Source organism: Vibrio sp. YT-15, assembly GCF_033337445.1.
Taxonomy (GTDB): domain Bacteria; phylum Pseudomonadota; class Gammaproteobacteria; order Enterobacterales; family Vibrionaceae; genus Vibrio; species Vibrio alginolyticus.
Genome location: NZ_JAWOQR010000003.1, coordinates 36,920 through 50,448, shown reverse-complemented (window position 1 = coordinate 50,448; position 13,529 = coordinate 36,920). Strand labels below are relative to the sequence as shown.

The 13,529-nt window shown below is 44.8% G+C and carries 12 protein-coding genes; 4 read left to right on the top strand and 8 right to left on the bottom strand.

What is annotated here, in order from left to right:
• The first annotated feature begins 1 nt into the window (after position 1).
• Both R7D93_RS07230 and R7D93_RS07225 read left to right on the top strand, forming a co-directional pair.
• Positions 2-1,273 (top strand): YeaH/YhbH family protein, encoded by a 1,272-nt coding sequence (locus tag R7D93_RS07230; RefSeq protein WP_005378448.1) that lies wholly within the window; start codon positions 2-4, stop codon positions 1,271-1,273.
• A gap of 11 nt (positions 1,274-1,284) precedes the next feature.
• Complete coding sequence (locus R7D93_RS07225) at positions 1,285-2,844, top strand: SpoVR family protein (RefSeq protein ID WP_005378449.1); 1,560 nt, start codon at positions 1,285-1,287, stop codon at positions 2,842-2,844.
• A gap of 80 nt (positions 2,845-2,924) precedes the next feature.
• Here R7D93_RS07225 and kdsB read toward each other — a convergent pair whose 3' ends face one another.
• From kdsB to R7D93_RS07200, 5 genes are read right to left on the bottom strand one after another with little or no spacing between them, the layout of a single operon-like run.
• Positions 2,925-3,680 carry a 3-deoxy-manno-octulosonate cytidylyltransferase gene (gene kdsB / locus R7D93_RS07220; protein ID WP_042522127.1) on the bottom strand — a complete coding sequence of 252 codons (756 nt, stop codon included), beginning with the start codon at positions 3,678-3,680 and terminating at the stop codon, positions 2,925-2,927.
• The gene (locus R7D93_RS07215; RefSeq protein ID WP_005378451.1) at positions 3,680-3,859 is read right to left on the bottom strand and encodes a Trm112 family protein; all 180 of its coding nucleotides are present in this window, start codon (positions 3,857-3,859) and stop codon (positions 3,680-3,682) included. Before R7D93_RS07215 ends, kdsB begins: the two co-directional genes overlap by 1 nt.
• Complete coding sequence (gene lpxK / locus R7D93_RS07210) at positions 3,840-4,847, bottom strand: tetraacyldisaccharide 4'-kinase (RefSeq protein ID WP_213868317.1); 1,008 nt, start codon at positions 4,845-4,847, stop codon at positions 3,840-3,842. The genes R7D93_RS07215 and lpxK overlap by 20 nt, the downstream gene beginning before the upstream one ends.
• A 5-nt stretch (positions 4,848-4,852) precedes the next feature.
• Positions 4,853-6,601, bottom strand: a complete 1,749-nt coding sequence (gene msbA, locus R7D93_RS07205) for a lipid A ABC transporter ATP-binding protein/permease MsbA (RefSeq protein WP_169628364.1) — start codon at positions 6,599-6,601, stop codon at positions 4,853-4,855.
• Positions 6,602-6,632: 31 nt separating this feature from the next.
• Positions 6,633-8,888: a DNA internalization-related competence protein ComEC/Rec2 gene (locus tag R7D93_RS07200; RefSeq protein WP_213868316.1), complete on the bottom strand. Its 2,256-nt coding sequence runs from the start codon at positions 8,886-8,888 to the stop codon at positions 6,633-6,635.
• 8 nt (positions 8,889-8,896) lie between these two features.
• Between R7D93_RS07200 and R7D93_RS07195 the strand changes: the two genes are divergently transcribed.
• Positions 8,897-9,406 carry a DUF2062 domain-containing protein gene (locus R7D93_RS07195; RefSeq protein ID WP_005387834.1) on the top strand — a complete coding sequence of 170 codons (510 nt, stop codon included), beginning with the start codon at positions 8,897-8,899 and terminating at the stop codon, positions 9,404-9,406.
• A gap of 148 nt (positions 9,407-9,554) precedes the next feature.
• Here the strand turns inward: R7D93_RS07195 and lolE are convergent, their stop codons facing one another.
• Genes lolE through lolC form a run of 3 tightly spaced genes read right to left on the bottom strand, consistent with a single transcriptional unit; the run spans position 9,555 to position 12,710 of the window.
• A complete protein-coding gene (gene lolE, locus R7D93_RS07190; RefSeq protein WP_086046604.1) occupies positions 9,555-10,799 on the bottom strand; it encodes a lipoprotein-releasing ABC transporter permease subunit LolE in 1,245 nt (414 codons plus the stop codon).
• Between the two features lie 2 nt (positions 10,800-10,801).
• On the bottom strand, positions 10,802-11,509 hold the full coding sequence (lolD, locus tag R7D93_RS07185) for a lipoprotein-releasing ABC transporter ATP-binding protein LolD (protein ID WP_005378457.1): 708 nt from the start codon (positions 11,507-11,509) through the stop codon (positions 10,802-10,804).
• Complete coding sequence (gene lolC, locus R7D93_RS07180; RefSeq protein ID WP_054576372.1) at positions 11,502-12,710, bottom strand: lipoprotein-releasing ABC transporter permease subunit LolC; 1,209 nt, start codon at positions 12,708-12,710, stop codon at positions 11,502-11,504. Before lolC ends, lolD begins: the two co-directional genes overlap by 8 nt.
• Positions 12,711-12,959: 249 nt before the next feature.
• Between lolC and R7D93_RS07175 the strand changes: the two genes are divergently transcribed.
• Positions 12,960-13,529, top strand: coding sequence for a PilZ domain-containing protein (locus R7D93_RS07175; RefSeq protein ID WP_203345768.1), 570 nt, complete (start codon positions 12,960-12,962; stop codon positions 13,527-13,529).

Here is a 13,529-nt window from a genome sequence, read left to right as displayed (position 1 = left end):
CATGGCGCAATTTATAGACCGAAGGCTCAATGGCAAGAACAAGAGCGCTGTTAATCGACAGCGCTTCTTGAAGCGCCACAAAGAGCAAATAAAAGAGTCGGTAGCAGACGCAGTGAATCGACGCTCGATTACGAATACGGAAACGGGCGAAGACGTCTCTATCCCTCACAAAGACATCAATGAGCCTATATTTCATCAAGGCAAAGGTGGTGTTCGAGAACGAGTTCATCCCGGTAACGACCAATTCATTACTGGTGATAAAATTGAGCGTCCCAAAGGTGGCGGTCAAGGTAGCGGCTCTGGAGAAGGGAACGCCAGTCCAGATGGAGAAGGCCAAGACGAATTTGTATTCCAAATATCAAAAGATGAGTACCTCGATATTTTGTTCGAAGATCTCGAGCTGCCTAATCTAGAAAAAAACCAAATTGCCAAAATCACAGAATGGAAAACGCACCGTGCAGGCTTTCAAACTGCCGGTATCCCTTCCAATATCGCCGTAGTACGCTCTCTGCAACAATCTCTTGCGCGCCGTACTGCAATGACTGCTGGTAAGAAACGACTTCTTAAAGAGTTAGAAGACGAACTTGCTCGCATCAAAAATATTGAACCTGCTCAGCAGTTTGAAGAGAACCGCTTGAAGGCTGAAATTGAAGAACTGCGCAAGAAAATCGAAAGCGTGCCGTTCATCGATACCTTCGACTTACGCTTCAAGAACTATGAGAAACGCCCGGTACCATCGAGCCAAGCGGTAATGTTCTGTCTAATGGACGTATCCGGTTCGATGGACCAGGCAACGAAAGACATCGCAAAACGCTTCTATGTTCTTTTGTACTTGTTCTTAACTCGTACCTACGAGAATGTCGAAGTCGTCTTTATCCGCCACCATACCCAAGCGAAGGAAGTGGACGAGCACGAATTTTTCTACTCACAAGAAACCGGGGGTACCATTGTATCTAGCGCGCTCAAGTTAATGGATGAAATAGTAAAAGAGCGATACCCGATTGGTCAGTGGAACATATATGCAGCTCAAGCATCCGACGGTGACAACTGGGCAGATGATTCGCCAAGATGCCGGGATCTGTTAGTGAACAAATTACTTCCAAACTGTCAGTATTACTCTTACATAGAGATCACGCGGCGATCGCACCAAACTCTATGGCATGAGTACGAAAAACTCACTGAAGAGTTTCCTAATTTCGCAATGAAAAACATTCGCTCTGTGGAGGATATTTTCCCAGTCTTTCGTGAACTATTCCAAAAAGAAACGGCGTAAGGAGGCTAGCGATGAATACCGCAACGAGAAACCTCTCAGGAGAGGCGCCTAAAAAGCGTAACAGTAAAGTGTTGCCAGATGGACCAGATTGGACATTTGAGCTGTTAGAGCGATACCACAAAGAAATTAAGCGTGTCGCGGAGCATTATCGCCTAGACACTTACCCTAACCAAATAGAAGTGATTACTTCAGAACAGATGATGGATGCCTACTCAAGTATCGGCATGCCAATCAATTACAACCACTGGTCATTTGGTAAAAAATTCATTCAAACAGAGCAGAACTATAAACATGGTCAAATGGGGTTAGCCTACGAGATTGTGATTAACTCCGACCCTTGTATTGCTTATTTGATGGAAGAAAATACGGTAACAATGCAAGCACTCGTTATAGCGCACGCGTGTTACGGCCATAACTCTTTTTTCAAAGGTAATTACCTATTCCAAACGTGGACTGACGCCAGCTCTATTATCGACTATCTGCTGTTCGCCAAAAAGTATTTAGCCGAGTGTGAAGAACGATATGGCGTAAAAGAAGTGGAAAAACTGCTCGACTCTTGTCACGCGTTAATGAACTTTGGTGTAGACCGCTACAAGCGTCCAGAGAAAATCTCAATTACAGAGGAAAAAGCAAGACAAGAAGAACGCGAAGCATACCTACAGTCTCAAGTTAATGAGCTTTGGCGCACGGTACCAACAGCCAAGACGAAAGAGGAAGACATTAAAGAGCGATTCCCAAGCGAGCCTCAGGAAAATTTGCTCTACTTCTTCGAAAAACATGCGCCGTTGTTAGAGCCATGGCAGCGTGAAGTTGTTCGGATCGTCCGTAAGATCAGTCAGTATTTTTATCCGCAAAAACAAACGCAAGTCATGAATGAAGGCTGGGCAACGTTCTGGCACTACACCATACTCAACCATCTTTATGATGAGGGCTTGGTGTCTGAAAAATTCATTCTAGAGTTCTTACATAGCCACACCAGTGTCGTGGCTCAGCCACCTTATAACAGCCCTTACTTTAATGGCATTAACCCCTACGCGTTAGGCTTTGCCATGTTCCGAGATATTAAGCGTATCTGCGAAGAACCAACTGATGAGGACAAGGAGTGGTTTCCAGATTTAGCAGGAACCGACTGGTTAGATGCAGTGCATTTCGCGATGCATAATTTCAAAGATGAAAGCTTTATTAGCCAATACCTTTCTCCGAAATTAATGCGTGATTTCAAGCTGTTTGCGATCAACGATGATGACCATAAGAACTTTATTGAAGTCGCTGCTATACACGATGAGATGGGTTATAAACGCATTAGAGAAACCTTAGCCGCTCAGTATAACTTATCTAATCTTGAGCCAAACATTCAGGTGTTTAATGTCGATGTCCGTGGTGATCGATCGCTTACGTTGCAGTACGTTCCTCACAACCGCATCCCACTTGATGATAGTTACGAAGAAGTTCTAAAGCACGTGTACCGATTATGGGGCTTTGATGTCATTCTCCAAGAAGTGAAAGACACCGGTCACCGAGAGGTGTTAGCGACCTGCCCTAAACGGAACCAATACGACACTAACATTTAACTAATACCGCGATACGAGTAAAACAAAAAAGGCTCCTAATTCAGGAGCCTTGTTTATTCTTAAATCTATATGAGCATTTGTTACGCTTGCTTTGCAACAATCGCGCGCACGGCTTCTAGGTCTTCGGGCGTATCAACCCCTGCCGCTGGTGCTTCTTTCGCTACCGCCACATGAATTTTTTCACCGTACCAAAGCACTCGCAGTTGCTCAAGACACTCAATCTGCTCTAATGCACTTGGTGCCCAGTTGACATACGTATTAATGAAACCAGCTCGATAAGCATAAATACCAATATGACGCATTAATGGGTTGGCAATGGTTTTGTCTTGTTTAGCAAAGTTATCGCGATCCCAAGGGATGCTTGCTCGACTAAAGTACAACGCATAGCCTTGCTCATCTGCGACAACTTTAACAGCGTTCGGGTTGAACACTTCCTCTTCCGAGTCTATTTCTACAGCTAACGTCGCCATCGGGGCTTCACACCCTGATAAGTTATCAGCAACCTGACGAATGATGGACGGCGGAATCAAAGGCTCATCCCCTTGCACATTAACAATAATGTGGTCTGACGGAATAGCCATCTTTTCAACAACTTCTGCAAGACGCTCCGTACCTGATTCGTGCTGGGGAGAGGTCATACAAACTTTACCACCAAATGACGAAACCGCTTTCGCAACACGCTCGTCATCAGTTGCAACGATGACATCTTCCGCACCCGCTTGCAGCGCTTGTTCATAAACCCACTGAACCATAGGCTTACCACCAATATCCGCTAGCGGTTTACCAGGCAAACGGCTCGATGCGTAGCGCGAAGGGATGACAACCGTAAAAGACATTAGCGTCCCTCATCCATGCTCATAGTGCGAGCTTCAGGCTCTAGCAGAACTGGAATACCCTCTTTGATCGGGTAAGCAAGGCGATCCAATTTGCAGATCAACTCTTGATTATCTTTATCGTACGTCAGCTTACCTTTGCAAACAGGGCAAGCTACAATCTCAAGTAGACGGTGATCCATAAGCCGCTTTAACCTCTTTTATTCTATTTAAAATTTGCTCTGCATCGTTTGATTCAAACTGGGCAGATACAGGCAGATACCACCAATTATCTTGCGCATAATGGCTGCACTTGACGGCATCTTTCTCGGTCATAATCACATTGGTCCCTTGTTGAGCCAATGCTTCTAATTCTTGTTGATCAAAGTCTTGATGGTCAGCAAAACCTTTTGTGACTTTAACATCTGCGTTCATCGAGTTTAGTGTATGAAAAAAACGCGGAGGATGCCCAATGCCCGCAAATGCGACGAGATCTTTCAACTCCGAAACATCCACATGTTGCTTAGTCTTAAGATTAATAGCTTTAGAGGGTGCTAAAGCCATTGCGATTTCGCCCGTATGCGCTTGACCGCCATTGGTGATGATAAAGTCGACTTCTTTAAGTCGCTCAATACCTTCACGTAAAGGACCTAATGGAATCAGGCTTTCATTCCCAAACCGGCGATTCCCATCCACAATCACTAACTCAATATCACGGCCTAACGCATAATGTTGTAATCCATCATCCGTAATTATGATATCCACATCCAAATCTAGCAGTGCTTTCACTGCATTTGAACGCACAGGATCTACCGCAACAGGTGCTCCTGTACGGCGATGAATCAATTTAGGTTCATCGCCACAATGCTTCGCTGGCGTATCTTCTTTTAGCACTAACGGATAGGCAGGAGCCTTTGCCCCATAACCACGAGAAACAACCCCCGGCTTAAAGCCCATTTTCTGTAGTTGCTCAACAAGCCACACAACAACTGGTGTTTTACCATTGCCACCAGCAGTGATATTGCCAACCACAACAACAGGTATTGGCGCATTATAGGCTTGCTTGCGGCCAGTTTGGTATTGCTTTCGCTTTGACTTGCTTATCGTTCCAAATAATAAACTCAGTGGCCACAAAAGCGGCCACAAGAGGTATTTTATTGGATGGTTTTCAAACCAGATTTTTTCAATCACCGCGCTTATTCACCAAACTGAATACGGTGCAATTGTGCATACGCACCATTTTTCTTAATAAGCTCAGCGTGGTTGCCACGTTCAATGATGGCACCATCATCAACCACAAGAATTTCATCGGCTTTCTCGATTGTGGATAAGCGGTGCGCTATTACAAGTACCGTTTTATCTTTTTGCAGCTCATCAAGTGCAGCTTGAATAGCTCGCTCGGATTCGGTATCCAAAGCCGAAGTTGCCTCATCAAGAATCAGCACTGGAGCATCACGCAATAGAGCTCGCGCAATCGCAACACGTTGGCGTTGACCACCAGACAAGCTAGCACCATTTTCACCAATCATAGTATCAAGTCCATCATCCATTTTGCCGATGAACTCCATCGCATGCGCGAGTGTTGCCGCTTTCTCGATATCACTGCGCTCGTATTGGCCATCCGTTGCGTACGCAATATTGTTTGCTATCGTGTCATTAAACAAATGAACATTTTGCGATACTAGTGCAAATTGCTGACGTAAATTCTTTAGCTCGTAATCACGAATATCATGCCCATCTAATGTGATAGATCCACTGTCAACATCATAGAAGCGGTTGAACAAGTTCGCGATGGTACTTTTACCTGAGCCAGAACGGCCAACTAGCGCCACCGTTTTTCCTCTTGGAATATCGAAGCTGACATTTTCCAATGCTGGTTTTTCTGCACCAGTGTAAGTAAAGCTTACGTTTTTAACTGAAACATCGCCATTTGCGCGTTTAACTGTCAACTTACCTTCGTTTTTCTCAGGCTCGAGGTCAATTAACGCGAAGAGCGTTTGGCTCGCGGCCATACCACGTTGGAACTGAGAAGTAACGTTAGTCAGCGCTTTAAGTGGGCGCATCAGACCAAACATTGCAGAGAAGACAACAGTAAATGTACCAGGAGTCAGTTGCTCTTTAATCGAATCAATACTTGCTAAATAAAGAACGGCAACAATTGCAAGTGATGCAATCATTTGGATGATAGGGTTAGCCGCCGCTTGAGCCGTCACCAACTTCATGCTTTGTTGACGCATTTGGTTGCTGACTTTTTCAAATCGTTGACGTTCGATGTCTTGGCCGCCATAGCTCAACACAACTTTATGGCCTTTCAGCATCTGCTCTGCTGATGCAGTTACGTTACCCATCATGGTCTGCATATTTTTGGATATTTTTCTAAAACGTTTAGAAACAACACCAATACCCCATGCCACAACGGGAGCAACAGCAAACAGCACTAGCGACAATTGCCAGCTGTTGTAAAACATCAAGACTAACAGACCAATGATACTTGCGCCTTCACGCACAATGCTCACCAACGCTTGGCTAGTTGCCGCTGATACTTGCTCTGAGTCGTAGGTTATACGCGACAATAAGTTGCCCGTCTTTTCCTTATCAAAGTATGACACTGGCATATGCATAAAGTGATTGAACACCATGCGACGGACTTGCATAACTACGTTGCCAGATACCCAGCTCAAACAGTAGGTGGAGACAAATCCACTTATGCCACGGATGAACATCATGGCAAAAATAATCAATGGAAGCGTGCGTAAAAAATCAGATTCAGCGTTCCCAAAACCTTCATCGAGTAGTGGTTTTAGCAGGGAAATCATATAGGTATCTGATATTGCATTAATAACTAATGCAATGACTGCAACGACAAGACCTGACTTATAAAGGCGAATAAATTGCCATAGACGCTTAAACGTCTGCCAAGTCGTTTCATCAGTATTTATCGACATAGAAGTGCTTTATTTTCTTACATTAAGACTCTCATTCTACTCCCTTACGCAGCATCTGCCTATACCAAGGCTCAAATGTATCGCTACGTTTGGTTTCTGAGCGCCAATTATCACGGTGAATAAAGAAGCTTACCTGACCACCCTCACCAGTATCAAGCCAAGTAACGCCAAGCTTTCGGTATGAAGCAACGACATTTTCCGCTGGCATTCCCCATCGATTGTTTTTTGCTAAAGAAGCAACCGCCACACTCGGGCTCACCGCCTCAATAAATCGAGGATTCGATGAACTTTTACTCCCGTGGTGAGGGACTAGCATCACATCACTTTGTAACTTTCCGGGTTCTCTAAGCAAAATCCACTCGCTAATGGCCTCAATATCACCAGTAAAAAGCATACTAAAGTTAGAAATAGGGTCAGTAAGTCGTAATACACAGGAGTGCGGATTATACGCACGTTGAACAAGTGCAGGAGGCCAGAGCACTTCCATCTTTAATCCTTGCCATTTCCATTGGTCGCCTCTAGTGCAAGGCTCATATCCGATAAAGAATTGACTACTAAGTTTACGCTGTGGAGAAAAGGCATCTTCAATGAAAAAGCGGCCGCCTGCGTGATCATTATCGGAATGGCTTAGAATCAGTGTATCTATGCTTTCATAACCTCGTTGATGCAAAACCGGAGTGACGACCTGCTCTGCGATACTGCCGCTTTGCCATGCTTTACCAGTGTCATACAGCAACACCTTGTCGTCTTTTTCTACAACCACTGCAAGGCCATGACCTACATCTAATACATCGATACGCCAATGCGGTTCATACTCCGATGCAAGCTTGATACTAATAACGATGCCGAGTAACAAATACCACGCGTACTGAGACATGAACCGTTGAAATATTAAGCAAACCACTATCGCCATAACCAGCATTGTCATTTCCATGCTAATAGGTTGCCAAGAACCTATTGCGTACTGTATTGACGTGCTCAATGGCTGTAATGACCAGTCCACCAAATGCCACAGAGGCTTCGCTATCATTTCAAGAAACAAAGATGAGAACAGGGCTAGAAACATCAAAGGTACAACGATAAATCCGAACCAAGGAATAAATACCAAGTTGTAGGCTATTGAGGACAAACTAAAACCGGAGAAGAAATGGCCACTAACAGGTACGATTAAAGCGCTCAACATCAATTGAGTAAGCAATAACGCTTTTAATCGCGCTTTCCAACCTCCCCTTTGATGTCGAATCAAATTAATTGCGAACAATACCGCACAAACGGAGAGGTATGATAACCAAAAGCTCATGCTGTAGGATGCAAAAGGTTGGACAAGCAGTTGTAGAGATACTGCAAGCAAAAGAACTCGCCAAGAAGTCCAGTGCACCAGAGTATACTTCAGGAGAACGTAAACAACGCATACCGACACTGCTCGCGTAGTAGGCAGAGAGAAATCCGCTAACCAAGCGTAGGCAACAGCGAAGATCAGCCCATATAAGCTAGGTAACAACTGGTATTGGGGTAATAGATAACGAACGGTACCGCCCACGACTAGCCCAAAAGTAAACGCCATACCAATATGTAAACCAGAAATGGAGACCAAATGCAGTAAACCACTGTCCCTGAGCGCTTGCCAATCTTCCTTAGACAACCAAGAACGGTCAGCAAAAACTAACGCACTTATTAACGAGAAATGATGAAGGGAAGACACATCATCAGCGACATCGGCAATAATGGATTGACGCAGAGATACATTAGAACGAACAATCCACTGAGCGTCTTTGTTAACAACCGCTCGGGCGATAATATTTTTACCCATCGCGTGCTTTTCAGCATCAAAGCCAGCTTCGTTGCGTAGACCTGTAATCGGCTTTAACGAGATGGATGTCGTAAACTCACTGTTAACATCGAGTGGAAAAGGCGTAATAAGACGGATTTTAGGTTTAAGAAAAGGTAACAGAGTTTGAGAATTTACCGCTTCTATAGCGACAATACCTTCATAACCGTGACTTATTTGCGTAAAAGGGCTGTCAACTTTACCAATTATGGTAATATTCTCCCCTGCTTGAAAAAGGGCTTGTCTCTGAGACTCCAATACATTGCCGTGGACGATGACAACCATAAAGCCCGCAATTGCGCCTATGCTAATTAAGCCACGACGTAATTTGATTATTGAGCCAGTGGTTATTATTCCCAGCAGCAACCAACGCCAATCTGGTATTGTCGGCCACCAAGCTGACGAGATTACGCTCGCTACAAATAACGCCAAGGTCCAACTTTTTTCTGAGAGAGTCATGCTGTCCTATGCCTAGAAAGCTGATAAAACGCTTCATGCCAGATCATGAATTGATCAAACGCCAAAAAGCATTGAAGGTCTTCGGCAATGTGTTGTACAACCCAAACTTGTGGTGCTTAAACCGCCGCTCGGCATCAGGGGCTTTTGCTGTCGGGTTATTTATGGCTTTTGTTCCGCTGCCGAGCCAAATGATCATGGCCGCTGGTTTGGCCATTATGTTGGGTGTCAATCTGCCCCTCTCCGTCGCTTTGGTATGGATCAGCAATCCTATCACTATGCCTGTGCTATTTTACTTTGCGTACAAGCTAGGTGCTCTAGTGATGCGTCTTCCCCCGCAACCTTTTCACTTTGAACTATCGTGGGAATTCATCATGCAGCAAATGAGCACCATTGGACCTCCATTTCTATTGGGCTGCGCAATTTGTGGGGTTGTATCCGCGATTATTGGCTACTTCGGAATTCGAGGGCTTTGGCGCTACTCCGTGGTACGGAGCTGGCAAAAACGCAAAATAAGATAAGACCTTACTGCGTAAAAATCAGCATTTGAGCTATCAGTTGAGGGGCATCTAACAGTTAGAATGAAACGCGATGTTACTCAAGTCGGATAAATACAAAAAAGGACCGAATTCGGTCCTTTTTGTTTTTCGCATATTGTAAAACAATCCGCTATTTAGAACTCAGTACAGCCGCCGGATTCAACCTTGCGGCACGCGAAGCAGGATACCACGTCGCAAGTAAACTAAGCACTATCGCCGTCACTGACACCAATGCCACATCTGGCCAGTGTAGTTGTGATGGTAAGAAGTCGACGAAGTAAATATCACCCGATAAAAACTGATGACCAATTAAGCTCTCTAACCCTTTAATTAACGGAGTCAGGTTTAACGCCACTAAGACACCGATAACACTGCCGACGAGACTACCAAATACACCAGAGAATACACCTTGCCAAACAAAGATCCGTTTGATTAGGCTATCTTTTGCTCCCATTGTTCGCAAAATTGCAATTTCCGCCGCTCGGTCTTTCACTGCCATCATCAACGTAGACACAATATTAAAACATGCCACGCCAATCACCAGTACCATCACCAAGTACATAATGGTGCGCACGAGCTGAATATCGCGATACAAAAAACCAAACTTTTGCTGCCAGCTTTTCAAATACACGTAAACATCAACCATGCTACCAACCTCGCGAACAATAGAAGGCGCATTGAGAACATCGTCAGTTTTTAGTGAAATGCCTGTGACCCCTCCCCCTAACCTCGCGTATTGCTGCGCATCAGCTAATGGTACTAACGCTAGAGAGTGGTCGATTTGGCCATTCAACGTTAAGAACCCTGACACCTTCACGCGCACACGCTTAGGAGCCTGCACTTTATTTGCGCCGCCTGTTTGCGGAATCATTAACGTAACGTAATCCCCCACGGCGACATTTAGCTCGTTTGCTACACCTCGGCCTAAGATCACTTGCTGCTGACCGGCATAAAAGTTTTGCCAAGCTTCTTGGTCAATAAAATTCGACAAGCTCGACACCGCTTGCTCGAAAGTAGGCTCTACGCCACGAACTTCTATCGCTTTTAGCTTACTGCCTTTTTCTGCCAAACCCGTAAAACGAACGTACGGTGCTGCCGCGACAACATGTTCATGTTTTAGAGCTTGATTCATCGTTTTGGTGTAGTCATGAAGTGGTCCATTAACACCTTCTAACTCGCCGTGTGGGATCACAGACAACACACGCGATTGCAGCTCGCGCTCAAAGCCATTCATTGCAGACAAACCGATAATGATCACAGCAACGCCAACCGCAATACCAATAGTCGAAGAAAGCGATATGAAAGACACCATCTTGTTGCGCTTTTTCGCTCGACTGAAGCGACCACCAATCATCAAAGCTAAAGAGGTAAACAAAACTAGCCCTCCGCAGATGCTGTATCAGTCACAAAACGATCTACGAGCAAACCATCTTGCATGTGCATTTGACGATCCATTTTTGCTGCCAGCTCTTTGTCATGCGTGACAACCAAAAATGCAATGTTTGACTCTTTATTGAGCTCGCGCATCAAATCATAGATAGACAGTGCCGTATTGTGATCTAAGTTCCCCGTAGGTTCATCAGCCAAGACCAGATCAGGTTTATTCACCAACGCACGCGCAATCGCAACACGCTGACGCTCACCGCCCGATAACTCGGAGGGTCTATGTTGCATCCGATGACTCAAACCAACTTTATCTAACAGCGCTTTAGCCGCCTGTTTTGCATCCGCTACTTTAGCACCGCCAATCATCAGTGGCATCGCCACATTTTCAAGCGCAGTAAAGTCAGCCAACAAGTGATGAAACTGGTATACAAAACCAAGGTGCTTGTTGCGTAATGCCGCCTGTTTGTTCGAGCTCAAAGCTGATAAGTTTTGCCCTAGAAAATCAACTTCACCATGAGTTGCGTCATCTAACGCACCTAAAATATGCAATAAGGTACTTTTTCCCGAACCAGAAGAGCCAACAATAGAAACCAACTCCCCTTTGTCGATATCGAAACTTACGCCTTTCAACACTTCCGTATCTAACGAACCCTCTCGGTAGACTTTACGAATATCACGACATTCTAATAGCTTATTCATAGCGAAGTGCCTCAGCAGGTTTAACAGAAGATGCTCGATAAGAAGGATAAAGCGTAGCAGCAAGGCTAAGAGCAATCGCCAACACCACCACTAAAAGAATTTGCATTGAATCAATCAAGATGGGTAGATGACCACCAAAGCTGAATAGCGCCACACCAGCAGATTCAAGAATCGCATTTAGATTAAGTGACAAGATCACGCCCGCAGCGCCACCAACAATCGCGCCAATTACACCACTGCTTGCACCTTGCACCATGAAAATGGTCATCACTTGAGATTGAGTCATGCCTTGAGTTTTCAATATTGCGACTTCTGATTGTTTCTCCATTACCACCATGATCAAAGCGGAGATAATATTGAATGCAGCGACACCCACAATTAGACCTAGCATAAGTCCCATCATGTTCTTTTCCATTTTCACCGCTTGGAAAAGCTCACCACGCTGTTCGCGCCAATCACTCCATTCCCATCCATCAGGCATGGGTTGGTCAGCAAAATCCGTCACCATAAATGGGTCAGAGAAAAAGACACGCCAACCAGAAACCGTGTCTTTAGGGAAACGCATCAGCTTAGATGCATCCGTCATGTTCACAATCATTAATTGACCATCAACGTCCGATCCCGTATTGAAAATGCCTGAGACAGTGAAGTTTCGCTGGCTAGGAATACGACCAAGTGGGGTAAACTGCGTCGCGTTGGTCACCATCAAGCGTACTTTATCCCCGATTGAGACCTTTAGTGAACGTGCCAAACTGTGACCCAAAAATACATTGTAGTCACCTGCTTGAAGTGACGATAATCGTCCGGCAATCAAATGGTTGCTAATCGGATCGCCTTTCTTAGGTTCAATACCGATGAGGTAACCAGCCGTCAGCTGTGCAGAACTCTGAATAACAGCCTCTCCTCTAACGATAGGCTCCGGCTGAGATTCACTCGACATCGCTTGAACAAATGGAGGGGCAGACTCGGTCATAGGCGTTTTTCCATCGTGTTGCGAAACAACGGCATGAGGTAGCACACCTAAAATGCGTTCTTTTAACTGCGATTCAAACCCGTTCATCACAGAAAGAACCGTCACCAACGCCATTACACCGATCGTAATACCCGCCGTCGACATATAAGAAACAAATCGGCTGAACCTATCTCCAGAGCGTCCCCGAAGATACCTTAAGCCAATAAACAATGAGATAGGATGATACATATAAGACAAACCAACTGGTTGTTTTGATATAAAGCTTTAGCGGATTATCTTACCTTACTCTTCTCATTAAGAAGACAAGAGAATCGCTAAATTTGTCAACGACATGCAATAAGTCTGTATTTAGGGCAAAAAGTTCAAGGACAAATCAGCTAAACTTGATAACTTCATTCAGTTAGCGATAATCAGTGCCCTATTTCTCTTTGTTTGTTGAGTGAACAGGGAGCGCTCACTGGCAAAAGGATCGACTATATGACAGAGCAAGAATACTTTACCGTCCATCATAACCTCACCATCAACGTCGAAACGTTGAGTGCGGACTTTGCTTTGCCAGATGAAGAAACATTTGCCTCCGAAATTCCAGCACCATTTATTGTCGCCAGTGAATTTAGTCACTTAGATATGTTGGCAGACAACGCGCGTCTAGAGCTGAAAAACAAAGAGTTAAAGCATGTGATCAACTTGCTTGATACGCAAAACGCGAAACTTAACCTCTTGTTGAGCTTTATGCTTTCACAACAAGATGACGCCTCCATTCGATATCAAACGACGCAGTTTGGTGCTAGTCAACTCAGTTTCCGCTCAGATACAGCGTTAACTACTCAACAACTCGTTCGTGTTAAACTGTTCCTCGATCACCCTGCTGCGGCGATTTACTGTTACGCTCAAGTAGAAGAATGTGATGCTTCAGAGCAAGATTTCATTATCACGCTTAGATACAAGATGCTCCGAGAATCTGATCAAGATTTACTGATAAAGGCGGCACTGTATCAACAACAAAAACTTTTACGTCAGCGCTCGATAGAGCGAGATAAAAAATAA